Genomic DNA, 24,875 nt, shown 5'->3' on the forward strand with positions numbered 1-24,875 from the left:
AATTCGATTATGCTAGTAAACGGATCGGAGCTTCTAACAACCCCTTCAATGTTTGCAGGAATTGCGCGCCGGTAGCGCCATCCACCACACGGTGATCACAGCCTAACGTCAGCTTCATAATGTTTCCTGGAACAACAGCACCATTCTTAACGACAGGAATCTGCTGAATAGCACCTACAGAAAGAATAGCACCATCAGGAGAATTGATAATCGAAGTAAATTCATCAATACCAAACATACCTAAGTTCGACACGGTAAATGTAGATCCTTCCCAATCTGCCGGCTGAAGTTTTTTCGATTTAGCTTTCTGTGCAAAATCTTTCACTTCTGCAGAAATATGCGATAAAGATTTACCATCAGCGAAGCGCACAACAGGAACTAACAAACCGTCTTCTACAGCCATAGCTACACCAATATTTGTATGTTCGTTAAAGCGTATCTTATCGCCTTGCCATGAAGAATTAACTGCAGGATGTTGCTTCAACGCAATAGCTACAGCTTTAATAACGATATCATTAAATGACACTTTTACTGGAGCTACATCATTGATCTGGGCACGAGCAGCTATTGCATTATCCATATCTATACTTATCGTCAAATAGAAATGCGGTGCAGTAAACAACGACTCACCCAAACGACGGGCGATTGTTTTGCGCATTTGCGAAACATTTGTCTCAGTATATCTTTCTTCTCCAACATACTGCGGAATACTTACTGCTTTCGTTTCAGATTTAGCATTTTCCTGAGATGGAGCAGCCTTAGCTGTAGGAACAAAGCCTTCTACATCTTTCTTAACAATGCGACCACCATCTGCAGAACCTTTTACATCATTTAAATTGATGCCTTTATCTTTCGCAATTTTACGTGCTAAAGGAGAGGCTTTTACGCGTGAATCATCTGATAACGACGACGATTCAGAAGCACTTGCGACTGAAGAAGAGTCAGACGTTGATTTCGCTTCTTTCGCTTCAGGTTTTTCTTCCGACGCTGCTACAGGTGTAGATTTTTGATTCAATAAAGGTGTAACGTCTGTACCTGCGGGACCAACTATAGCGATAATATCATTCACTTTCGCTGCCTCTCCAGCTTCTAAGCCGACATACAATAAAGTACCATCAGCATAAGCTGTCACTTCCATTGTCGCCTTATCTGTTTCTACATCTGCGATCGCATCATCAGATTTTATGGTATCACCTACTTTAAAATTCCATTGAGCAATGACTCCTTCTTTCATGGTGTCACTTAATAACGGCATAGTGATAACAGTACAATCCAATTCTTCAGGAGTTACTGTTTTACCTGTATCGGCCGTTTTTGATTCACCTTCCGAAGAAGAACCACCTTCTTTTTTTTGTTCCTCTTTAGGAGCTGCTTCACTTGATTCACCACTCAATAAAGCTTTGTAATCTTCCCCTTCTTCACCTAAGATCGCGATGATAGCATCTACTGCTACTGCCTCACCTTCTTTTGGCCCTATATACAACAATGTGCCTTCTTGATAAGACTCAAAGTCCATTGTCGCTTTATCTGTTTCGATCTCTGCAACAAGATCTCCAGAATTAACTTTGTCTCCAACTTTTTTGTGCCATTTAGCAATCACACCTTCAGTCATGGTGTCGCTCATTTTCGGCATTTTTACTACTTCAGCCATGTATTATAGTAGATTATATCTTTAAATGTTAAAGTAATTAGTATGAATTAGTCCAATATAAAAGGATAATCCTCTTGTACATAAATATCGTTGTACAGTTCATCATCACTAGGATATGGAGATTCCTCTGCAAATTTTACAGATTCTTCCACAATAGATTTGATCTCTGCCTCTACTTCCTTAAACCAGGTGTCATCGGCATAATTATTTTCTAAGATAGCAGCTTTAGTAGTAATTAATGGATCACGACCTTTATACTCTTCAAGTTCTTCTTTCGTACGGTATTTTGCCGGATCAGACATCGAGTGCCCTTTATAACGGTAGGTGCGAATTTCTAAGAAAGTAGGGCCTTCGCCTGCGCGTGCGCGTTGAACAGCTTCATCCATTGCATTATGCACTGCTACGACATCCATACCATCTACAGGCATACTCGGCATATCAAAGCCTAAACCCATTTTGTAGATATCCATCATATTCGTCGTGCGTTTTACAGACGTACCCATGGCATATCCATTGTTTTCACAAACAAATATTACAGGCAACTTCCATAACATTGCCATATTTAATGTTTCGTTGAAAGCACCTTGACGAACAGCACCGTCTCCCATATAACATACATTCACATTATCGTTGCCTAAGTATTTTTCGGCAAATGCTATACCCGCTCCTAGCGGAATCTGACCGCCTACAATACCATGCCCCCCCATCATCTTGTGCTCTTTCGAGAAGAAGTGCATCGAACCGCCTTTACCCTTAGAACAGCCCGTAGCTTTACCATATAATTCAGCCATGCATGCATTTGCAGATACACCTTTTGCTAATGCGTGTGCGTGATCACGGTAAGATGTAATCAATGAATCTTCAGGTTTTGTTGCCGAAATAGTACCAGCCACCACCGCTTCTTGACCAATGTATAAGTGACAAAAACCACGGATTTTTTGCTGTCCGTATAATTGACCAGCTTTTTCTTCAAACTTACGCATGAGTAGCATGGATTTATACCACTCTAAATATGTTTCTTTTGTTATAGGTGTTGAACTCATTTTATAGTCTTTGTTTCTTACTAAACTGATTACAAATCTAATAATTTATAACGACATATTGGACAATATTTTAGCACGAAATAGCTGTTTTCTGTCAAAAAAGTATGTCTTAACTCTCTAATTCTCTAACTCTCTAGCTTTCTAACCCTTTAACAAACCTATCAATTCACTTGCCTTTAGATTTTGCTGCTCGCCTGTTTCCATATCTTTTAGTGTTACCTTTCCAGATTGAATCTCTTCCTCTCCTACCAACAACACATATGGAATTGCCTTAGCATCAGCGTAGCTCATTTGTTTTTTTAATTTTACCGCCGCGGGATAAAGTTCCGCAGCAATATTTTCTTGACGCAACTTATAAAGTAAAGGTAATGTAAAGGATTCGGAATGTTTATCAAAATTCACAATCAACAGTTTTGTACTTGCCATCGTCTTTTTAGGGAATAGATCCAACTCTTCCAAGACATCATAAATACGGTCAGCTCCAAAAGAAACCCCGACTCCTGTCAAGCCTTTTAGACCAAACATTCCAGTTAAATCATCGTAACGGCCTCCGCCACCAATACTTCCCATTGCGACTTCATTGGTCTTAACTTCGAATATACATCCCGTATAATAGTTCAGTCCTCTTGCCAGGGTGATATCCACCTCGACCAGCGTATCCAATGTATTTTCGGATTGTTCGAATTGCTTCACATACTCGAATACTTCCTCAATCTCCGCAATCCCCTTTAGCCCATTTTCGGAAGAAGATAAAACAGATTTTAATTGTTTAAGCTTCTCATGATTAGTCCCTTCTAACAAGATAATCGGCTTCAGCGTCTCTAGATCAGCTTCTGTAAAACCTCTTTCCAGAAGCTCCTTATTTACACCTTCCAAACCAATTTTATCTAACTTGTCTATCGCCACGGTCATGTCGACAATAAGCTTCGGCTTACCTATCACTTCTGCAATTCCCGTTAATATTTTACGATTATTGATTTTAATTGTAAAATCTATTAGCCCTAGAGCCTTTAACGCCTCTTGATAGATTAAAATAAACTCTGCTTCATTTAACAAACTGTCGGAACCTACTACATCCACATCACATTGATAAAACTCCCGATACCGACCTCGCTGAGGTCGATCTGCTCGCCATACGGGCTGAATCTGAAAACGTTTAAAAGGCAAAGAAATATCATTCTGATGCATAACGACATAGCGTGCAAATGGAACTGTTAGATCATAGCGCAAAGCTTTTTCCGAAAGATGTGTAATAAGTCTATTGGAGGATTTGGACGCCAACAACTCCGAAGGAGCTTTTGTTAAGTAATCCCCGGAATTCAATATTTTAAAAATCAATTTATCGCCTTCATCTCCGTATTTTCCTGTCAGTGTAGACAGGTTTTCAAAAGAGGGAGTTTGAATTTCATTATACCCAAACTTTTTAAAAACAACTTTCAGGGTATTAAAAATATGATTACGTTTCTCCATTTCGATTGGAGAAAAGTCTCGCGTACCTTTTGCCAAAGAGGGTTTTACTATTGCCATAGCGCAAAGGTAATATAAGAAAGTGAATAAGAAAAAAGGAATTAAAGTTAAAAAGAAGCGCTATATCGATTCGATAATCCTCAGAAATTCACAGGCACGTTCCGCTGCCAGCTTTTCCGCACTCTTCTTATTGAAATCACGCCCTAAGCCACACACTTCACCATTTACCTGCACTTGTATACTAAACATCTTGGACGATTCTCCTTCAGGGTTATCTGTTTGTACAAATTGTACATCCTTACCTTCCTGTTGGCACCATTCAATTAAACGGCTTTTAAAATTTGTCTCCGTATTCTCCAGTGTGTGTATATCAACGTGGGGTTTTATAATCCGTGACAGCAAAAATTCTCGAGTAAATTGATACCCCTTGTCCAAGTACACTGCGCCAATCAAGGCTTCAAATGCATCCCCCAGTAACGAGCCTTGTTTATTTGGATAGCTTATCATCCGCGCGTCGTACTGAATTAATTCGTTCAGTCCCAATTTTCGGGATAATTGGTTTAAATTGGCCCGGGAGACAATTTTTGAACGCATCTCCGTCAAAAAACCCTCATCCTTATAGGGATAAAGTTTAAAAAGCAATTCGGCTACAACAGATCCTAATACAGCATCTCCCAAGAATTCCAGGCGCTCATTGCTGTTTTTCACACCTTCCTTAATTATTTTCGCAGCAGACTTATGCCGAAAAGCCATTTGATATAACTTAACATTACCTGGAACGAATCCAAGTAAATTCTTAAGCTTCTTAATATAAGCTTTCTGAGGCGACAAATAGAGCTTGTAAATACTTAAAGACATGTTTCTTACTATAAGAAGAAATAGGTAGCTGCAAAACTACCTATTAAGATCTTTAGCCTAACCACACTATTAAGCTTTGTATTTTTTAATCACAACAGAAGCGTTGTGACCACCGAATCCAAAGGTATTGCTCATAGCGGCATTAACCACGCGTTTTTGAGGAGTATTGAAAGTGAAGTTCAATTTATTATCCAATTCTGGATCATCCGTAAAATGGTTAATAGTAGGCGGTACTATATCATTTTGAACAGCATAAATCGACGCAATAGCTTCAACAGCTCCAGCAGCACCTAATAAGTGACCTGTCATAGATTTAGTCGAACTAATGTTCAGTTTATAAGCGTGTTCACCAAATAATTCTTTTATGGCTTTAGTTTCACTAATATCTCCCAGAGGAGTTGATGTTCCGTGTACGTTGATATAATCAATATGCGTAACGTCCATATTAGCATCCCTTAGCGCATTAGTCATCACTAATTTCGCACCCAAACCCTCGGGGTGCGGTGCGGTAATATGATTTGCATCGGCACTCATACCACCTCCTACTATCTCCGCGTAAATCTTCGCGCCTCTTGCTAGCGCATGTTCAAGACTTTCCAAGATAATAGTACCCGAACCTTCACCCGCAACAAATCCATCACGATCTTTATCAAAAGGACGCGAGGCAGTTTGGGGATCATCATTTCGAGTAGATAACGCATGTAATGCATTGAATCCACCTATCCCAGCTTCATTGATAATGGCTTCCGAACCTCCTGTAATGATTATATCCGACATACCAGTTCGGATATAATTAAACGCATCTATCATAGCATTTGTTGAAGATGCACATGCAGATACACAAGAAAAATTCGGCCCACGTAACCCATAACGCATGGAAATATGACCTGGAGCAATATCCACAATCATTTTGGGTATAAAGAACGGATTAAAACGAGGTGTACCATCCCCTTTGGCGTAAGCGGATACTTCATCGTAAAAGGTCTTCAATCCACCAATCCCAGATCCCCAAATGACTCCTATACGATTTGTATCCAATTGCTCAAAGTTCAAACTAGCATCTTTTACCGCTTCATCAGTTGAAGCAATAGCATACTGTACAAAAGGATCGACCTTACGTGCTTCTTTTCGATCCATAAATTCATGCGGATCAAAACCCTTTACTTCACAAGCGAATTGTGTCTTAAACTTTGATGCATCAAATTGCGTAATAGGAGCAGCACCACTTACACCATTAAGCAATCCATCCCAGTATGCTGGAGCGGTATTGCCCAATGGTGTAAGAGCGCCTAATCCTGTTACAACTACTCTTTTAAGCTCCATTTATTATGTTTGGCCTAATAAAATTAGTTAGTTAACGTTTTTTTCTAAATAAGCAATTGCTTGACCTACGGTACTGATATTTTCAGCTTGGTCATCAGGAATTGCAACGTTAAATTCTTTTTCGAACTCCATGATCAACTCAACTGTATCAAGTGAGTCTGCACCTAAATCATTCGTGAAAGAAGCTTCCGGTGTTACTTCGTTTTCATCTACACCTAACTTTTCTACGATAATTGCTTTTACTCTTGATGCGATATCTGACATGATTTTATAGTTTAATTGTTTAATAAATCTGTGCAAAGAAAAATAAATTTCCCCAAAAATCAAACTCTTTTGATTCCTAGCGAAAAATAAAGAACAATAATTTTGAGTTTTGTGCCCCTAAATGGCTCTAACAAACCTCTTTCAATATTAGTAAAAGAATTATCTTTTTGCAAATATATTCTAATTTAATATAAATATTACACATCGGCAACACAAAAACCTTTCATAAATTGTATTTTCGTAAAAAATCAATACTACAAACACCTTGAATAAAATAACATTCAAATTAGAAACAGATTTTGATCTTGAACTGGATTTTATTTTAATTGGCGTCAGTTCTTCTCTCCGTGATTATAGACTTTGCCATTTCATTAACAAGCATACCGGACTTAAATTCATCTACGGCAAAGAAGACCCTTTGGATCACAATAATAATCTTAAAAATAAAAGCCAAGAAGAATTGGATTATCACATTGTATTCGAAAAATCAAAGAACAAAAAAGATAATATCCATCATTTTCCGACGTATAGATATTGTAACGACTCCTATGAATATGAGTTTTATATTATAAATAACAAAAGTGTTGAAAATGGCATCCTATTACCTGAAGCAGCTAATTTCGATTATTTCTTAATCATAAAGCATTTCATCGATGAAGAGGATTTAGAAACTCTTGTCGAGAACCTGAAAAAAGTAAAAGATATATTATTAGTAAAAGAAATTGACCCAATAACATTGAAATCTAAAGAAAATCTAATATTTTAGCGAATTATTTACAAAGTGTAAAAACTACACATTGTAAATATCAGCCTAATTAATGATTCCTGAAAATTATCAGGCACTTATAACAAAGTAAAGAGGAACAAAAGAATACTTACATGAAGAAGATTCAAAAAAGAACAAAAATAGTAGCAACTCTAGGCCCTGCCTCTTCCAATAAGGAAGTGCTAACACGCATGATCGCCAAAGGCGTTGATGTGTGCCGTCTAAATTTTTCTCACGGGAGTCAAGAGGATCACCTAAAAGTTATCAATACTATCAATGAAATTAACGCTGAAAACCCTTTCAATGTTGGCATCTTAGCAGATTTACAGGGACCTAAGATCCGTATTGGAAAAATGAAAGAAGGCGGCGCCATATTAATCAATGGATCTACGGTAGAAATCACTACACACGAATTAATTGGAGACGAAAATCGTATATATATTACCTACGAAAATTTTCCTAATGATGTAAAAGAAGACGAAATCATCTTGTTGGATGACGGAAAACTCCAATTACGTGTCATCAACACCAATCATTTAGATACGGTAAACTGTGAAGTGGTCCATGGTGGTGTTTTAACTTCAAGAAAGGGCGTAAATTTACCAAATACAAAAGTTTCCATTCCTTCATTGACGGAGGAAGATTTAGACAACCTTAACTTTGCATTAGATCATGGTGCAGATTGGATTGCTATGTCATTTGTCCGTTCTGCAGAAGACATCAAACAAGGTAAGGCAATCATCGCCGCGAAAGGAAGCCATGCGAAAATCATTGCGAAAATTGAAAAACCAGAAGCCATTGAAAATATTGACGCGATTATTGAAGCTACAGACGCAATAATGGTAGCCCGTGGTGATCTGGGTGTTGAATTACCAATGGAAGAAGTTCCGGGTCTTCAAAAAATCATTGTTCAAAAATGTCGTGATTTATCAAAGCCAGTAATTATCGCAACGCAGATGTTGGAAAGTATGATCACGACACCACGTCCTACCCGCGCAGAAGTAAACGACGTCGCAAATTCCGTTCTAGATGGCGCTGACGCTGTGATGTTAAGCGGTGAAACTTCAGTCGGCGAATTCCCTGAAATTGTTATCGAGACTATGGCCAAAGTGATTACACATGTAGAATCCACTTCTTACCCTTATTACAGTTCTAAGGAAGATACCTATATCGATATCACTAAAATTCCAGACGCAATCTGCAGCTCTTCTATTTTCTTAGCGGAGAAAACAAAAGCATCAGCAATTGCCGTCATGACGACATCGGGATATACAGCAATGGAAATTGCCAGCTACCGCCCTGACGCTAATATTTATGTTTTCACGGGCAATAAAACTTTATTGCGTCTTTTGAGCTTAGTATGGGGGGTCAATACGTTTATTTATGAAAAATACGAGAGCACAGATGGCACTATCCAAGACGTAAATGGTTTACTTAGAGAATATCAATTAGTAGAACCTGGTCAAATCGTAATTAATACTTCTTCAACTCCGCTACACGAAAAAGGAAGAACGAACACTATTCGTATATCCGAGTTAAAATAATAATCTAGAATACAACATATAACAGAAAAAGCGGAACTTCATATGAAGTTCCGCTTTTTCTGTTATATGTTTATAGATTCGGAAATATTTTCGTTTAACTGTTCGTATATTGTGCTAGGGAACGATTAACACCTTTAGCATATTAATAAACAGGAGCTTAATCAACTATAAAATAAGCTGTTAAATAGTGTTAAATGCGCATAAACAGCTATTTTCATTGCTATTTTTGTACGAAATGACAGCTAGGTTCGTGAATTCATCGAGCTCTCATCATTGAAAACTTAGCGACCGCCGAAGGCAGCTGCGAAGCAACTTTTCTCGATCAGGTTTACGTATGGGGTTGTGGGGCTAATTAAAACCGGTCTCATTGATGCTAATAAAAACAGACAAGAGATCAATAAAAATAAATAGATGAAAAAAAGAAGTATTGCATTAATAATATGGTTAATGTCGATTGCCTTACTAGGTGTCGTCGCTATGCAGTATTATTTTATTCGAGAAACATACCAACAAAAGTCAAAACTATTTGACGAAGGTGTGATGGCTTCATTAAATGCTGTTTCTGGACTCATAGAGCGCAGAGAAATCTATCTTTTTACTCGAGAACAGCAAAAAATGAACCAAACAAAATATTTAGAGGATCAAGAGAAACAACGAAAAAAAGAACGTCTTTTAAGTGAACAATTGGACATTCAAGAAAAAATAAAAGTGCTCCAGCAAAAACAAATCGAAATCGAAAACCGATTCCGTGATGCGGAACGTGAATTAAAAGACGAATATGGGAATGCAGTAGAATTAGAGAATTCGTTTTATGAAACCTATATCCGGCGTCCGGCATATCAACGATATGTAGATATTCAAATCAGCCAAGGACCTAGCCGAGATGGAAATTTTATCAATAACGATGTAAGCATTGTCGCGACCGTAAATGTGCCACTTATTGCGGCAAAAGACGATAGTGTCCGATACGGCATACCGATAATAGACGGTACCACCGGAAAAGCAAAGCTCTACACGATCGTTCTCCCTCCGAAATCCAGTGATAAAATCGCCTTCGAATTATACAATTATGAGCGAAAACTAAAAGAATTAAATTTACGGAAACTGGAAAGTGCATTTAGCTTAGAAGATTCCGTTGCAATTTTGGGCGGTAAGAATCCAGAGTTGGTAGAACAGGTAGCTATTGCCATGGAATTAGCAAAAAAACCACTTCGGGAACGTATTAATATTACATCAGTACAGCGATTGATCAAAGATGAACTGGATCGCCGCGACATTCACACACCATTCAATATCGAGATTAGAGACAGACACAACAACAATCTAATCTTTAACATCCAAACGGCTGCTAATTTCAATTCAACAGAAAAGATTACACGCTATAGCACTCCGCTTTTTCAGGGTGACGCCAACAATCAGACGCCCGGGCTGCTGTCCGTATACTTTCCGAATAAAAAGTCTATTATCGCAGACAATATGAGCTATCTTATATTGCCTACACTGGCATTATTCGCATTATTGATAGGATGTTTCGTATATACACTTAGCATCATTTTCAAGCAAAAGAAAATGTCAGAAATGAAAACTGACTTTATCAACAATATGACGCATGAATTCAAGACACCTGTCGCGACGATAATGATTGCGAGCGAATCTCTGCGCGACCCCGAAATCTCATCCGATGAAAAACGGGTAAATAGACTAGCTAACATCATCTATGATGAAAATGTCCGTTTAGGATCACATATCGAACGGGTATTAAATATTGCGCGTCTAGAAAAGGAGAATCTAAAAATAGAGCGTGTTAATGTTGAAGTAAATGACTTAGTATCAAGCGTATTGGACAGCATGCAACTGCAGCTTCAAAAAGCAAACGGTAAAATAAGCATCGATTTATCTGCCGAAAAAGACATTGTAATTGGTGATGAATTGCATCTTTCTAATGTAATGTTTAACTTAGTTGACAATGCGATAAAATATAGTCTTGAAGCTCCTGAAATTACCGTAAAAACATATAACTCAAAAGGTAATATTATATTAACGGTGGCAGATAAAGGCATGGGAATGACCAAAGAACAGCAAGAAAAAATATTTGATCAATTCTATAGAATTCCAACTGGAAATATCCACAATGTCAAAGGATTTGGATTGGGACTGAGTTATGTCAGCGATATAATTAAGCGATTAGACGGGCGTATAGAAGTGAAAAGCGAAAAAGATAAGGGAACACAATTCGAGGTCACCCTTCCTCTGAAATCCAATTAATGGAGGTTACAAACTTAAAAATAATTGTTATGCAAAAGATATTATTAGCTGAAGATGATCCTAATCTAGGGGAATTACTAAAAGATTATCTAGAACTAAAAGGCAAATATGATGTTGTACTGTGTCAGGATGGGGATCAAGCTTTGGAACAATTCCGAAAAGAACGTTTTGACCTATGCATCTTTGATGTGATGATGCCTAAGAAAGATGGATTTTCGCTAGGTAAGGATGTACGTAAGATGGACCAAACCATTCCAATAATATTCGCTACAGCGAAGGGTATGATGGAAGATAAAACCCAAGCTTTTGAATTGGGAGGAGATGATTACATCACCAAACCATTTCGTGTAGAAGAATTATTGCTACGTATACAAGCATTGTTAAAACGTGTCAGTAAAGATAAGGAAGAAGAGCTGGCAGATAAATTTGAGATCGGGAATTACTTCTTTGATTATACCAGTCAAGTGGTCACATACAAAGGCCAGCAACAAAAGCTTTCTACGAAAGAGGCAGAGTTATTACGCCTCCTGTGTCTAAAGAAAAATGACGTATTAACACGTGAAGAAGCTTTGGTAAAAATATGGCATGACGACAACTATTTCACAGGCAGAAGTATGGACGTTTTCTTGAGTAAGCTAAGAAAATACTTAAAAGAAGATCCTAACGTAGAAATTGTTAATGTCCACGGCAAAGGATATAAGCTACTTGTAAGCTAGATTAAAAGTAGCTTATATCCTTGCTCTTTTATCTTTTTTTTATTCTTTTTTGTAATATCAATTTTTATTTCGATATTAGCAGCGCTTATAGAGAAAGGCAGAGGGACTAGACCCGTTGAAGCCTTAGCAACCTGTCTCTTGACAAGGTGCTACATTCTACTCCGAAGGGGAAAGATAAGCTGAAGGAACTAATCTAAGTCTCTTTCTCTTACAGCAAAAATTTTTATACGTAAAAAATTAAAACAGGGATAAGAGTATGTTAATTACCAACAACTTAGGGTACCCAAGAGTGGGGCCATTCCGCGAATTGAAAAAAGCCAATGAAGCATATTGGGCTAAAAAGATTTCTGCGGAAGAATTATTACAAGCGGCTAAATCTATTCGCGAAAACAACTGGAAAACTCAAAAAGAGGCAGGAATTAATTTAATTCCTTCGAATGATTTTTCTTTCTACGACCAGGTACTCGACTTGTCATTGACTGTGGGAGCTATCCCAGCACGTTACAATTCGCTGTTGAACAAAATCGACCGTAAATATAATCTAGATTTATATTTTGCAATGGCCCGTGGTTTCCAACAGGAAGGCGTTGACGTAACAGCAATGGAGATGACAAAATGGTTTGACACGAATTACCACTATATTGTCCCTGAATTTACTAAAAATCAAGAATTCAAATTAACTTCTGAAAAATTCTTAAATGAATACAATGAGGCTAAATCATTGGGCATCGAAACAAAACCTGTACTAATTGGCCCTATCACTTACCTTTTAGTTGGTAAAGAAAAAGAAACCGATTTCAATCGTATAGATTTGATCGACAAATTAGTACCTGTTTACGAAGAAATTTTATCGAAATTAGCGGAAGCGGGTACGCAATATGTTCAAATCGACGAACCCTTCTTAGCACTGGATATTGATGACGCAACACGCGCTTTGTATGGCAAAGTGTTCGAAAAATTAGCTGCTGCTGCCCAAGGTATCAAGTTAGTTGTAGCTACCTATTTTGAAGCATTAGCCGACAACGAAGAAACGGCATTAAATTTACCAGTTCATGCGCTTCACTTAGACCTGGTTCGTGGCGAAAAACAATTAGACACGGTATTAGCTAAAGTGCCCGCTACATTAACACTTTCGTTAGGCGTAGTTGAAGGACGTAACATTTGGAAAAATGATTACGAAAAATCTTTAGCATTAATCAATCAAGCGGTAGATTCATTAGGAAAAGACCGCGTATGGATTGCACCTTCCTCTTCATTATTACACGTTCCTTTCGACTTGGATAATGAAGACAACGAAGAATCGCTTCCAAAAGAAGTGAAAAACTGGTTGGCGTTTGCCAAACAAAAACTAACAGAAGTCAAAGATCTAGCAATCTTGGCTGATGGTGAAGTTGATGCTAAAACAGCTGAACGTTTTGAGGCTAACAAAGCTGCTGCTGAAAGCCGTCGCACCTCACCTTTAATTCATAAACCCGAAGTAAAAGAACGTACCGCAAATATCACAGATGATGATGCCAAACGTACGTCTCCTTTCCCTGCCCGTAAAGCTGCTCAACAAGCAAAATTTAACCTACCGGCATTTGCTACAACAACGATCGGTTCTTTCCCTCAAACGAAAGATGTACGGAAATGGAGAGCTGATTTGAAAAAAGGAGCTATCTCTCAGGAACAGTATGACAAAGAGATTGCAGAAGAAACCGAAAGAACAATCCGTTTGCAAGAACAGTTGGACATCGATGTACTAGTACATGGAGAATTCGAACGTAATGACATGGTAGAGTATTTTGGTGAGCAATTAGCAGGTTACGCATTCACGAAAAACGGATGGGTTCAATCTTACGGATCTCGCTGTGTAAAACCACCCGTGATCTATGGGGATGTATACCGCCCGGCAGACATGACCGTACGTTGGTCTTCCTATGCGCAAACATTGACCGAGCGTCCAGTAAAAGGAATGTTAACCGGTCCAGTTACGATTTTGCAATGGTCTTTCGTACGTAACGACCAACCTCGTTCTACAACGACTTACCAAATTGCATTAGCAATCTTAGATGAAGTACAAGCGTTAGAAAAAGCGGGAATCAAAATTATCCAAATTGACGAACCAGCCATTCGTGAAGGTCTTCCATTACGTAAAGCTGATCAAAAAGATTATTTAAATTGGGCCGTCCGTGCGTTTCGTGTTTCTTCTTCGAATGTAGACGATGATACACAGATTCACACGCACATGTGTTATTCAGAGTTTAACGACATTATAGAAGATATCGCAGCAATGGATGCTGACGTTATCACGATCGAAACTTCACGTTCGCAAATGGAATTATTAGATGCTTTTGCAGCTGATTTCAAATACCCTAACGATATCGGCCCTGGAGTATATGATATCCACTCACCACGTGTACCTAGTACAGGGGAGATGGTCGAATTATTACGAAAAGCAAAAGCTGTGGTTCCTGCAGAACAACTTTGGGTAAATCCTGACTGCGGATTGAAAACCCGTGCTTGGCCAGAAACCAAAGCGGCGCTAGAATCTATGGTTGAGGCTGCAAAAATCTTAAGAGCAGAATAAATTTTTAGACTTAGCAATATTAAATATCACATCCCGAAGTGTAAGCCTCGGGATTTTTTTATCCCCCTTCCTTTTATTCATCTGATAATAAAAAGGTAAGTCTACTAAACCATCTAAAATTTTGGATCTCGCTTTTGTACCATCCGGAAACAGCGACTTCATCTGCAAAATATAAACAAAATTGCCATTTAAGATGTTATTACAAAAGGAAAGAAAATTACATACTTATGAAACGTCAAACAATAATCCCCATTTCACTCGTAGCATCGGTTTCCACATTACTTACTGGTTGTTCTATTATTGAAGGTATCTTCAAAGCAGGTGTATGGACGGGCATAATTGTCGTAGTATTGGTAGTTGCGCTGATTGTCTGGCTAATTGCAAAGATAACAGGTGGAAGAAATAAATAACACACAGCGCTGGATCAAATCGTCATTAAATATAAATTCCATCATAGTACATGACAGAGTTTAACATAAATATTATGATATTTGCATGCTAAACCCTATCATGTTATAATCATGTCAAAAAAAATATATTTTCCTTACAAATCACAGTATCCGTCAATAGCTGACCTTAAAAAGAAAGCAAAAAAAAGAATACCTAAATTTGCTTTTGATTATCTTGAAGGTGGATGTAATGAAGAGTTGAACCTAGCCCGAAATGAAAGTGATTTCGACGATATTCTGTTAAAGCCACAATATCTACATGTAGCAGATGATATTGATATGTCTGTAGAACTATTCGGCAGGCGCTACAGTGCCCCATTTGGTATATCCCCTATCGGACTTCAAGGTTTGATGTGGCCAAATGCACCAGAAATATTAGCGAAAGCCGCTGCAAAACACGACATTCCTTATATGTTAAGTACCGTATCAACGAGTAGCATAGAGCGAATTGCGGAGGTATCAGATGGTAAAGCATGGTTTCAGCTTTACCACCCAACTGAAAATAGACTACGGGATGATATATTAAGAAGGTTAAAGGATGTCCAATGCCCTGTTTTAGTGGTATTGGTTGATGTACCTTCTTTCGGATTACGGTACCGTGAAATTAAAAGTGGTTTATCCATGCCTCCGAAAATGAATATCTCTAATATTCTACAGGCGATGGTTTGTCCGACCTGGGGAATTAAGACTTTGCAACATGGCATTCCCTCTTTTGCCACATTAAAACCATACATGGAAAAAGGGTTGGATTTAGCCCAACTGGGACAATTCATGAATAGGACTTTTACCGGAAAGGTGAATGTCGAAAAAGTAAAGGCTATTCGCGATATCTGGACAGGACCCCTCGTACTTAAGGGCATCACCACTGACGAAGATATGCAGGCCGCAATTGCGATTGGAGCAGATGGTGTAATTGTTTCTAATCATGGCGGTCGCCAGATTGATGCCGGAGAATCTTCTATTCATTCCCTGATTAAATTGGCAAGTAACCCAGCGTATAAAGAAAAGATAAAAATTATGTTGGATGGTGGAATCCGTTCAGGTGTGGATTTAGCCAGAGCACATGCCGTTGGATCAGATTTTAATTTTATGGGTCGGCCATTTATGTATGGTGTGGGAGCTTTAGGTGATGACGGTGGAGAAAATACCATCAACCTTTTCAAAGCACAGCTTTATCAGGTTATGCAACAATTATCCCTGGAAAATATAGAACAGCTACCAACAAGATTAATAAAATAATACACGTAAATGCCTCATTAGGCTCTTATCTTTGCTTCTATGATAACAGCAGACAGATATCACGATATCTCCTGTGGCCATCGTGTAGTCGGCCATGAAGGAAAATGCCGGTTTTTACATGGCCATAACTACCGTATTCATTTTACGATTACCGTGTCTGAACTAGACGCGGTTGGACGTGTACTGGATTTTTCCGTCATAAAGAGCCGTCTATGTGAGTGGCTAGAACATCATTTCGATCATAAATTTTTAATATGGGAAAAGGATGAACTATTACAGCAGCTTCTTGAAATTCAAGAAGAAAGTTTGGTAATTGTACCCTTTAATCCCACAGCTGAGAATATTGCTAAATATTTGGTAGAAGTTATAGGACCGAAACAATTGGCAGATACGACCGCAAAATTAGTTTCCTGCAAAGTGGAAGAGACCAGCAAGTGCTCAGCGAGTTATAGTATCAGCTAAGAATACATAAACTCGTTTATGTTACCTCCAAAATAACAGGACAATGATCTGAATGTACCGCATCAGGTAGAATACCTGCGTATGAAATATGATCCAACAAGGCCGGAGAAGCCATGTTATAATCTATGCGCCAGCCTAAATTCTTCGCTCTCGAACCTGCACGATAGCTCCACCAAGTATAGTGATGTGGGTCAGGATTAACGTGTCTGAAGGTATCAATAAATCCCGATTGGACAAAGTTCTCCATCCACTCACGCTCGGCAGGCAAAAATCCAGACGTGTTTGCATTAGATTTCGGATTATGGATGTCGATGGCACGATGACAGATATTGAAATCACCTGAAATAACCAATTTAGGTTTTTCGACAATTAGATTATCTGTATATGCTTTAAAATCATCCAAAAAACGGTATTTGAATTCCTGACGGACATCTCCGGTAGTACCGGAAGGAAAATACGTGCTCATTACAGAAATATTGTCAAAGTCAGCCCGAATTATTCGTCCTTCAAAATCATAATCTTCATGTCCACAACCATACTCAATGTGGTTAGGCGTTATTTTTGTGAATATCGCTGTTCCGCTATATCCCTTTTTTTGAGCAGGGTACCAGTAGTGCTCATAGCCCATTTGTTCAAGGTAAAGTACTTCAGGAACCTGATCTACAGTTGCTTTTATCTCTTGCAAACATACGATATCCGGATTTACTGCTTTCAGCCAGCCTAACCAATCTTTTTTAAGGGCAGCCCGTATTCCATTGACATTATAGGTTACGATTTTCATCTAAATTATTGTTTATTCAGTTATATCTGCTTCCAAAAGCATTATTCATTATCGATAGTTTTTCAAATGAATTCATGAAACACTCCACTAAGTTTCATCTTGCCTTCGGCGGTTTAAAATCATCTATCAATTAGCTCGGTTTTATTTATTGAACAGTATAATATTTGGATTTCAAAGAGTCAAACAATTTGGTAAAAAAGCCATTCTGTGGCGGCAATCCGCTGTTTTCACGTTCCAAATTAATAGCCTCTCTTCGTGTCAATATCCGCATTGCCATTCGTTCATTTTTTAATGGGCGATCAAAAGAGTCTGTTGCAACTACAGCTATTTTATCCACAATTTCAAGTCCTGTCAAAAGCTCTCCAAAAACGGTATAATTTCCATCGAGATGAGGGGTTCCTCCTACTGATGAATACACTTGCCGTTGCATAGCTGATAGCTTATTACCCTGCATTCGAAATTGTTCCAAAGAATCTAGTCCTGCCTGTGAATATTTACGCCCTTGAACGAAATAGAACTGTGAAGCAGAAGACTGCTTAGCAGGATTATTATCCCGAGCAGCACCAATGGTTCCTTTTTTATGGATTAAATCCGATTGAATTTCAGCCGGGATTTTATAATCAAGTCCGCCATTACCTAATTGCACACGATCTGCCGCATATCTAGAGTCTGGATCACCTCCTTGTATCATAAAATTATGGATAACACGATGAAATAACAAAGAATCATAAAAACCCTCTTTCGCCAACTTTACGAAGTTGTCACGATGTCTAGGTGTTTCATTATATAACTTCAAAATAGCATTTCCTTGGCTCGTAAAAATGTTAACATAATAATGTGTAGGCTTCTGGGCATGCACTACGGTACAAACCAGTAATAAAAGGACAGTGAGTAATTTCCTCATCTATTAAATAATTTCTAATTCCTGAAAATAATCTATAATCAACGACTTCATGATCATTTCCTGTTCTAATAATGTATAATTTGGAACAGGTTTTACCAATTCCCAGTGCGGCCAGCCGTCCTCATCCAGTCCTTTAAGATCATAAAAACCCATAGCACTAAACAATCGACATGTCGCGATATGCATAAGCTCTTCCTTCTCGCGCTTCGAAAACTTTTTTGGACCTTGTCCCAATTCTTGTACGCCAATCAGAAAAAGCATCACTTTCATGTCGGGTAGTTCCATATCAAAGTTTTCGGCGATGACACCGCGCAACTCTTCCCACTTTCTATTTACTTCTGCAATCTTCATATGATAATCCAAAAGTAAAAATTATCTTTGATGAACACGGCAAAATACCGGGTTAAAAAATCGAAACCGTAAACTAATTAACAACATTCAACAAAATACCGAATTGACCGAATAAAAACTAAGATTTTGCAATTGACTTAATCAATTCTACACATCTTTTTTCAATCATTTCATATACGGGTAGAAATAATGCATCGTCAAAATAAGGATCCGGTACAATATCATTATCTACAAACAATTTAACTTTCGCCCTTTCCTGAGCATTTTTTGCTTGCGCTAACACATCTTGTAAGTTCTGTCTGTCCATGACAAAGATCAGATCATACTTATCAAATAACTGCGTTGTAAAATGTTGTGCGCGTTGCTGAGAGATATCTACTCCGTATTTTTTTGCGATAGCTATCGAACGATGGTCAGGCGCATGCCCAACGTGCCAATCACCAGTACCTGCTGAATCAATTTCCCATTCCAAATTTTCCGATCTAACTAAGTGTGACATTATTCCGTGCGCTAGGGGTGAGCGACAGATATTACCCAAACAAACCATTAAAATTTTCATGTCCTAAACTTAGAAAAAATGCTTTGCATTCACGAACTGAATGTAATAACATAACCATATATCCAAAGCTGTAAATAAAAAATGTGGTTTCCCGAAGAAAACCACATACTAACAATATAAACTATTTATGAAAATTAATATTCAATCGGCACATTAAATTCTACTCGACTGCCTCTTTCTGGAACACCCGTTACACGTACTATATTACGTTTCGTATTTCCGAGTGCCGTTTCCACATCGTCCACATTATTTACGGGTTTGCCGTTAATTTCTGTGATGACCAATCCTTTTTCCACTCCAAAATACTCGAATACACCGCCGCGATGTACCTGTGTTACCACTACACCCGAACTAATTCCCAGTTCTTTCTTGCGGGAATCTGTAGCCGGAATAAAACTAGCACCTAACTTATTGTAGATTTCTGTCGCACTGGCACTGCTACCTTCTTCTTCCGTTTTAGCCTTCGCTTCTTCTCCTTTCAAGGTAATAGTCGTTTCCCTTTCCTTACCCTCACGCTTATATGAAATTTTCACTTTATCGCCGGGGCGTAATCTAGCTACACGTTCCTGCAAATCAGATGAAGAATAAATTAGATTACCATCAATTTTAGTAATGATATCACCTTTTTTTATTCCCGCAGCCTCTGCTCCGCCACCTTTTACAGCGTCAAAAACATATAGTCCAATAATATCCGTCACACCAAATTCTTTTTTCTGATCCGGCGAAAGTTCAGAAACATCTCTAAAACTGACGCCCACATATCCCCGCTTCACGCTACCGAATTCTTTAAAATCGTCTAAAATCTTTTTGGCCAAATTGACAGGGATCGCAAACCCATAACCTGCATATACACCCGTTGGAGATGCAATGGCCGAATTGATACCAATCAACTCCCCTTTTGCATTTACCAGTGCTCCACCACTATTCCCTTTATTAATTACCGCATCCGTTTGAATGAATGACTCAATCGCCGTATTTACGATTTGTTCCTCTTGTCCTTGGCCCTGACCGTAACCATAGCCTCTAGGCTGTTGTTGCGATTCGCCCAATATTCCTATCTGTCGACCTTTCGCGCTCACAATACCCGCTGTTACCGTAGACTGCAAACTCAAAGGATATCCCACTGCCAACACCCATTCGCCAATCTGTACGTTATCCGAGTTGCCCAATTTTACCATTGGCAAACCTGTACCGTTCACTTTGAGAAGCGCTAAGTCGGTATTGGGATCTTTACCAATTACTTTCGCCTCAAATGTACGTTTGTCAGTAAGTTGCACCTCAATTTTATCTGCATCTTCCACCACGTGATTGTTCGTTACGATATAACCATCCGGTGAAATGATCACACCCGACCCAGAAGCCTGCTGTGGTTGACGCGGTTGCGCACGTCTTTGTTGCGGCATGCCGAAAAACTCTTCAAACATATCAAAAGGAGAACCTCCACCTCCACGCTGGGATCCGCGACTTGCCATCGTGACTTTAATATGAACAACTCCCGGAGATACTGCAGCAGCAGCCTGTGTAAAATCTAAATTCCCACTTGAAGACACCATATCTTCCGCCGGATTATTCGCGTAGTAAACCTTTTGTCTTTCTTCAAAAGACATGTTGTCCATCTGCTTAGTTTCAAACAGCTTATAGCCTCCTACTGCTACAGCTCCCCCTAAGACAGCTGTTAATAAAGTGATTCCTATTTTCTTCATATTTTATTTGCTGTAATAATCTTAACTTTGTTAAAATTTAGTCTGTTACTTATTCTCAATTGTGTATATTCAAATGTAATACCATTGACAGCCATCATGCAAGTTTTGTCAGTTAAAAATTGTTAACAAACCAGCGTCACGGTTCAATTTAACAAGATTTAACACAGATCAAAAACTTTGTAACAAGAATATTAATTTTATAGTGGATTTTCAAATTATGCATAAAAAAATAAAATTTTTTAAATATCAGGGTGCAGGTAATGATTTTATCTTGATTGACAATAGAAAAGGCTTTTTTGACCGTGAAAACGAAACATTGGTACGCGATCTATGTGAAAGAAGATTTGGAATCGGCGCAGACGGGTTAATGCTTCTTCAAGATACGAAAAATTATGATTTTGAAATGGTCTATTACAACGCAGACGGGCGTGAGGGTACCATGTGTGGTAATGGCGGCCGATGTATCGTCGCTTTCGCCAGAGATCTAGGTCTCATTCAAAATAAAACTGCCTTTTTGGCAGTAGACAGCGAACATATGGCAGATATTTACGGCACACAGGTAAATTTGGGGATGATCGATGTTGCTCAAGTTAATCGCGATTCGGACGCATATGTGCTCAATACCGGTTCTCCACATTATATTAAGATAGTCGAAGATTTAAAAAACTTCCCTGTTTATGATGCAGGATATGCAATCCGAAATAATGACAGCTATAGCGTTAATGGTATCAATGTAAATTTTGTTGAAAAAGAAGGAGAAGGCTACTTTCTGCGAACCTTCGAAAGAGGTGTGGAAGACGAAACCTATGCCTGCGGCACTGGGGCTACGGCTGCGGCCATGGCTATGGCAATCCACGAAAATAGAGAAGGAGATATAGAATTTCCTATACGTGTAATGGGGGGGCAGTTGTACATTTCTTTTCACAAAGAAGGTAACACATTCACGAATGTATTCCTTAAAGGACCAGCTACTTTTGTTTTCGACGGTGAAATTTAGTTTGTTTTATTTAAGACTTCCGCCCTTAAACGTGAATTTATCTGTATATTAGAAGCCTTTTTTAAGGGGAAATTGGTTTTGATGCAAAAGATAGATAATTCCGTACCGTACCGTTTAATATATTCATTAGGAGAACATCCTTATTTAGGCTATTTAATTGAGCCTCATATCGTTCAGCTGAACTCCAATGGCTCAGACTCCTTATCATACAAGCGGGTTTTTACCAATACGGTAGATGAATTTAAATCGGCTTTAGACGAAGACGATTATAAAATAATCAAGCTTTTGGATGAAATTGAGCAAACACATGTCATCAAGCGATTTCATAAGAAAGCAATCCGTCCAATGGACTACTTTTCTAAAGTTTTTGACCAAAAGCTGTATGGTTATATTCGTCCTAAACTAGACCAAAAAATGTTAAAGGCATTGGAACTTATTGGCAACAAGCCTTTATTTCTGATGAGTAAAAAAGATGGATACCCCGCGGATCAAATACTTAAAATTGCGGATCAACCCACTTCCATTCTCTTTCATTTTAGACGTAATGAAGAAGAAACCCGTTACTTTCCTACACTAAAATATAATGGACACCGTATGGAGTTTATGTTCAAAAATGCGGAAGTAATTATCAATCAACAAGCCTGGCTGTTATTGGAAAACACGTTATATCATTTTGACCAACCTTTGGAAGGTAAAAAGCTCAGCCCCTTTTTAAATAAAAGATATATTGCTGTGGGCCGTACTACAGAACGAAAATATTTCGAGACTTTTGTAACTGGATTAATTGAAAAACATAATGTATATGCAGAAGGATTTGACATTAAAACCATTAAAGAAGATGCTATCCCGGTTTTAACGTTAAATTATGTGGAAGAAGGGGAGTCCCATCTCAAACTTTCTTTTACCTATGGAGATTATTCCTTTTCGGCCGGGGGAGAACATAAAGTTTCAGTCCGTATGCTATACGAATCGAAAGAAGACCTGTATACCTTCATCCGTATCAAAAGATCAGTTAGTTGGGAAGAAAAACAACGAGAAATCCTCCATGTACTCGGTTTAAAAAAATTAGATGCCTTATTTGGAAGCTACATCACCGATCACGGAAAATCTATTTTTAGTTGGCTAAATGAAAACCAGAATGATCTTCTTGAAAAAGGTTTTATAATTCAACAAGAAACGGGTGAAAAAAGCTTTTTTATCGGAAAAACCTCCTTAGATATAGAAGTTGGCGAAGATAACGATTGGTTTGATGTACGCGCTTTTGCCAATTTTGGCCCCTATAAAATACCTTTTATTCAGCTTAGAGATCATATCCTAAATCGCATTCAAGAATTTGAATTACCAAACGGAGAGATTGCCATTCTTCCTGAAGAATGGTTTGCACAATATGAACACCTCTTCCATTTTTCCGTAAAGAAAGATATGCTGCAATTTAATAAAGCGCATATTGGCCTGCTACATGAAATTAGCGAACATACGGCACTTACTATGAGCCGCAAACTACAACATCTTTCTAATTTTGAAAAAATCATAGCTATTGATCCCCCTCTTCATTTCAACGGACAGCTAAGACCTTACCAACAAGCCGGTTATAACTGGTTTCATTTTCTGCAGGAATTCAAGTTCGGAGGTGTACTAGCCGACGACATGGGACTTGGAAAAACCGTACAAACATTAGCATTTTTACAGAAGCAGAAAGAAGATTTCAAAAGCACTGACCATGCCAAGACCTCTTTATTGATTCTCCCCACTTCCCTGGTATACAACTGGCAAAAGGAAGCGGATAGATTCGCTCCTAAATTGCGTATTTTATTACATACCGGATCCAATCGATTCAAAGATCCTTATGCATTTTCACATTTTGATCTCGTGATTACCACTTACGGCATAGTACGGTCCGACGAGGCGATTTTAGGAAAGTTTTTTTTCAATTACATTATTTTAGATGAAAGTCAAAATATTAAAAATCCAACTTCAAAATCGTTCAAGTCGATAAAAACACTCAAAAGCAAAAACAAATTAGCACTGAGCGGAACACCTGTTGAAAATTCAGTTTCCGATATCTGGTCGCAAATGCACTTTACTAATCCAGGTCTTTTGGGAAGCTATGCATTCTTTCAAAAGGAATTTGTTGTACCCATTGAGAAGAAAAAAGATGAGGAAAAAGCGCAAAGGCTTCAAGCCATTATAAAACCTTTTGTTCTCCGCCGCACGAAGAACCAAGTCGCCACGGAACTGCCACCTAAAACGGAGCAGATCATTTATTGTGAAATGACAGAGAAACAGAGCGATATGTACGAAACCACGAAGTCAGAGTACCGCAATGCACTATTAGATGGAATCGTACAACAAAATGGAAAAACGTCACAGATCACGCTATTACAGGGATTAACGAGGCTGCGGCAACTGGCTAATCATCCAAAAATGGTTGATGAAAATTTTGACGAAAATTCAGGTAAATTCCAAGCAGTTTTAGAAATGCTAGAGTCTATTTCTTCGGAACAGAATAAAGTGTTAATTTTCTCTCAATTTGTAAAACACCTCCAGCTTTTCAAAGCACATTTTGACAAGCAAAAAATCAAATATGCCTATTTGGACGGCGCAACAAAAGATCGGGCGGATGCTGTGCAAAACTTCAAGGCAAACAAAGACACAAAAGTATTTCTGATATCAATCAAAGCCGGAGGTGTAGGATTAAACTTAACAGAAGCCGATTATGTCTTTATCCTCGATCCGTGGTGGAATCCCGCTGTGGAACAGCAGGCTATTGACCGAACACATCGCATCGGACAAACACAGAATGTTTTTATCTACAAATTCATCAGTAAAGATACCGTCGAAGAAAAGATAGTGGCTTTACAAAACCGCAAAAAGTCAATCGCTACGGCGTTGATCACAACAGAAGAAAGTTTTGTCAAATCGTTATCTCCCGATGATTTGAAGGAATTATTAAGATAACAGAAA

The 24,875-nt window shown here is 38.4% G+C and carries 21 protein-coding genes and 1 riboswitch; of the genes, 10 read left to right on the forward strand and 11 right to left on the reverse strand.

What is annotated here, in order from left to right; all coding sequences use genetic code 11:
- Positions 1–7: 7 nt before the first annotated feature.
- From FAZ15_RS05040 to FAZ15_RS05065, 6 genes are all read right to left on the reverse strand, one after another.
- Positions 8–1,651, reverse strand: coding sequence for a dihydrolipoamide acetyltransferase family protein (locus FAZ15_RS05040; RefSeq protein ID WP_136900236.1), 1,644 nt, complete (start codon positions 1,649–1,651; stop codon positions 8–10).
- Between the two features lie 47 nt (positions 1,652–1,698).
- Positions 1,699–2,694, reverse strand: a complete 996-nt coding sequence (pdhA, locus tag FAZ15_RS05045) for a pyruvate dehydrogenase (acetyl-transferring) E1 component subunit alpha (protein WP_136900237.1) — start codon at positions 2,692–2,694, stop codon at positions 1,699–1,701.
- 141 nt (positions 2,695–2,835) lie between these two features.
- The gene (gene hisS / locus FAZ15_RS05050) at positions 2,836–4,221 is read right to left on the reverse strand and encodes a histidine--tRNA ligase (RefSeq protein WP_136900238.1); all 1,386 of its coding nucleotides are present in this window, start codon (positions 4,219–4,221) and stop codon (positions 2,836–2,838) included.
- Between the two features lie 60 nt (positions 4,222–4,281).
- Complete coding sequence (gene rnc, locus FAZ15_RS05055) at positions 4,282–5,019, reverse strand: ribonuclease III (protein WP_202912320.1); 738 nt, start codon at positions 5,017–5,019, stop codon at positions 4,282–4,284.
- 69 nt (positions 5,020–5,088) lie between these two features.
- Positions 5,089–6,342, reverse strand: coding sequence for a beta-ketoacyl-ACP synthase II (fabF, locus tag FAZ15_RS05060; protein WP_136900239.1), 1,254 nt, complete (start codon positions 6,340–6,342; stop codon positions 5,089–5,091).
- A gap of 27 nt (positions 6,343–6,369) precedes the next feature.
- The gene (locus FAZ15_RS05065; RefSeq protein ID WP_079643602.1) at positions 6,370–6,606 is read right to left on the reverse strand and encodes an acyl carrier protein; all 237 of its coding nucleotides are present in this window, start codon (positions 6,604–6,606) and stop codon (positions 6,370–6,372) included.
- Positions 6,607–6,871: 265 nt separating this feature from the next.
- Between FAZ15_RS05065 and FAZ15_RS05070 the strand changes: the two genes are divergently transcribed.
- The 8 genes from FAZ15_RS05070 (at position 6,872) to FAZ15_RS05105 (ending at position 16,616) form a co-directional block, all read left to right on the forward strand.
- Positions 6,872–7,372: an IPExxxVDY family protein gene (locus FAZ15_RS05070; RefSeq protein WP_136900240.1), complete on the forward strand. Its 501-nt coding sequence runs from the start codon at positions 6,872–6,874 to the stop codon at positions 7,370–7,372.
- Between the two features lie 113 nt (positions 7,373–7,485).
- Positions 7,486–8,916, forward strand: coding sequence for a pyruvate kinase (gene pyk / locus FAZ15_RS05075; RefSeq protein ID WP_136900241.1), 1,431 nt, complete (start codon positions 7,486–7,488; stop codon positions 8,914–8,916).
- A gap of 411 nt (positions 8,917–9,327) precedes the next feature.
- Positions 9,328–11,181, forward strand: a complete 1,854-nt coding sequence (locus tag FAZ15_RS05080; protein ID WP_136900242.1) for a sensor histidine kinase — start codon at positions 9,328–9,330, stop codon at positions 11,179–11,181.
- 29 nt (positions 11,182–11,210) lie between these two features.
- Positions 11,211–11,897 carry a response regulator transcription factor gene (locus tag FAZ15_RS05085; RefSeq protein WP_136819153.1) on the forward strand — a complete coding sequence of 229 codons (687 nt, stop codon included), beginning with the start codon at positions 11,211–11,213 and terminating at the stop codon, positions 11,895–11,897.
- Between the two features lie 82 nt (positions 11,898–11,979).
- Positions 11,980–12,078: riboswitch (SAM riboswitch) on the forward strand.
- Positions 12,079–12,153: 75 nt separating this feature from the next.
- Positions 12,154–14,466: a 5-methyltetrahydropteroyltriglutamate--homocysteine S-methyltransferase gene (gene metE / locus FAZ15_RS05090; RefSeq protein WP_136900243.1), complete on the forward strand. Its 2,313-nt coding sequence runs from the start codon at positions 12,154–12,156 to the stop codon at positions 14,464–14,466.
- Between the two features lie 227 nt (positions 14,467–14,693).
- The gene (locus FAZ15_RS05095; RefSeq protein WP_136900244.1) at positions 14,694–14,876 is read left to right on the forward strand and encodes a hypothetical protein; all 183 of its coding nucleotides are present in this window, start codon (positions 14,694–14,696) and stop codon (positions 14,874–14,876) included.
- A gap of 111 nt (positions 14,877–14,987) precedes the next feature.
- On the forward strand, positions 14,988–16,154 hold the full coding sequence (locus FAZ15_RS05100) for an alpha-hydroxy acid oxidase (protein ID WP_136900245.1): 1,167 nt from the start codon (positions 14,988–14,990) through the stop codon (positions 16,152–16,154).
- A 39-nt stretch (positions 16,155–16,193) separates the two neighbouring features.
- Positions 16,194–16,616, forward strand: a complete 423-nt coding sequence (locus FAZ15_RS05105; RefSeq protein ID WP_136900246.1) for a 6-pyruvoyl trahydropterin synthase family protein — start codon at positions 16,194–16,196, stop codon at positions 16,614–16,616.
- A 16-nt stretch (positions 16,617–16,632) separates the two neighbouring features.
- On the opposite strand, the gene FAZ15_RS05110 is transcribed toward FAZ15_RS05105, so the two are convergent.
- The 5 genes from FAZ15_RS05110 to FAZ15_RS05130 all read right to left on the reverse strand — a co-directional run bounded on the left by FAZ15_RS05110 (position 16,633) and on the right by FAZ15_RS05130 (position 20,914).
- Positions 16,633–17,397 carry an exodeoxyribonuclease III gene (locus FAZ15_RS05110; RefSeq protein WP_136900247.1) on the reverse strand — a complete coding sequence of 255 codons (765 nt, stop codon included), beginning with the start codon at positions 17,395–17,397 and terminating at the stop codon, positions 16,633–16,635.
- 145 nt (positions 17,398–17,542) lie between these two features.
- Positions 17,543–18,301, reverse strand: a complete 759-nt coding sequence (locus FAZ15_RS05115) for a peptidylprolyl isomerase (protein WP_136900248.1) — start codon at positions 18,299–18,301, stop codon at positions 17,543–17,545.
- Between the two features lie 3 nt (positions 18,302–18,304).
- The gene (locus tag FAZ15_RS05120; RefSeq protein ID WP_136900249.1) at positions 18,305–18,652 is read right to left on the reverse strand and encodes a hypothetical protein; all 348 of its coding nucleotides are present in this window, start codon (positions 18,650–18,652) and stop codon (positions 18,305–18,307) included.
- A 118-nt stretch (positions 18,653–18,770) separates the two neighbouring features.
- The gene (locus FAZ15_RS05125) at positions 18,771–19,211 is read right to left on the reverse strand and encodes a low molecular weight protein-tyrosine-phosphatase (RefSeq protein ID WP_136900250.1); all 441 of its coding nucleotides are present in this window, start codon (positions 19,209–19,211) and stop codon (positions 18,771–18,773) included.
- A gap of 134 nt (positions 19,212–19,345) precedes the next feature.
- Entirely contained in the window at positions 19,346–20,914 is a 1,569-nt protein-coding gene (locus FAZ15_RS05130; protein WP_136900251.1) for a Do family serine endopeptidase, read from the reverse strand.
- 217 nt (positions 20,915–21,131) lie between these two features.
- Between FAZ15_RS05130 and dapF the strand changes: the two genes are divergently transcribed.
- Positions 21,132–21,911 (forward strand): diaminopimelate epimerase, encoded by a 780-nt coding sequence (gene dapF, locus FAZ15_RS05135; protein ID WP_136900252.1) that lies wholly within the window; start codon positions 21,132–21,134, stop codon positions 21,909–21,911.
- Between the two features lie 81 nt (positions 21,912–21,992).
- Positions 21,993–24,869, forward strand: a complete 2,877-nt coding sequence (locus FAZ15_RS05140; protein WP_136900253.1) for a DEAD/DEAH box helicase — start codon at positions 21,993–21,995, stop codon at positions 24,867–24,869.
- The last annotated feature ends 6 nt before the right edge of the window (positions 24,870–24,875 follow it).

Origin of the sequence: Sphingobacterium olei (genome assembly GCF_005048855.1) — a bacterium.
In the GTDB taxonomy this organism is placed as follows: Bacteria; Bacteroidota; Bacteroidia; order Sphingobacteriales; family Sphingobacteriaceae; genus Sphingobacterium; species Sphingobacterium olei.